Annotated in this window: 1 protein-coding gene; it reads right to left on the reverse strand. The window is 33.8% G+C overall.

Annotated elements, in window-relative coordinates; genetic code table 11:
• Nucleotides 1-254 (reverse strand): hypothetical protein (locus BZK16_RS14000; RefSeq protein WP_143691217.1); only part of this gene is annotated, 254 nt, incomplete at its 3' end.
• Nucleotides 255-474 lie beyond the last annotated feature (220 nt).

A 474-nucleotide genomic window follows, 5' to 3' on the forward strand; every position in this document is an offset into this window, starting at 1 on the left:
ATCTCTTTTTGTTCTAATTGCTTTGCTTCATTGCTTAATTGTTCACGGATATCATTGGGCAATCGTGCTGATAAAAATGCCGATTCATTCATAAATTGATGCTGATTCAAACTTGCCACAAATGCAGAATTCAAAGTGTTTAATTCAGTCTGAATTTTCTCAATCAGTTCTGTTAATTGCAGAATACTCTGCTCTATTAATAATAATTTTTGCTGGGCTAATTGATGCGCTTCTTTAGTTGTGGCTTCTTTCACTTNTTGTGGCTTCTTTCACTTCCAATGTTTGTAATTGTGCTGTCAACTGCGCTTCGGCTTCTTCCACAGTTTGTTCACCAAACAATTCAATGCGTGCAGCTTTTTTACGATCTAATTCTTTCTGAATTTTTAATAACTCTGCCTGTTTGACAGTTAAATCATCTTTTTTATGCTGTAAATGGCTCGATAATTGTTGAATTTCACTATTAATTGTCATTAA

It is taken from the genome of Wohlfahrtiimonas populi, assembly GCF_002006795.1.
GTDB classification, from domain to species: domain Bacteria; phylum Pseudomonadota; class Gammaproteobacteria; order Cardiobacteriales; family Wohlfahrtiimonadaceae; genus Wohlfahrtiimonas; species Wohlfahrtiimonas populi.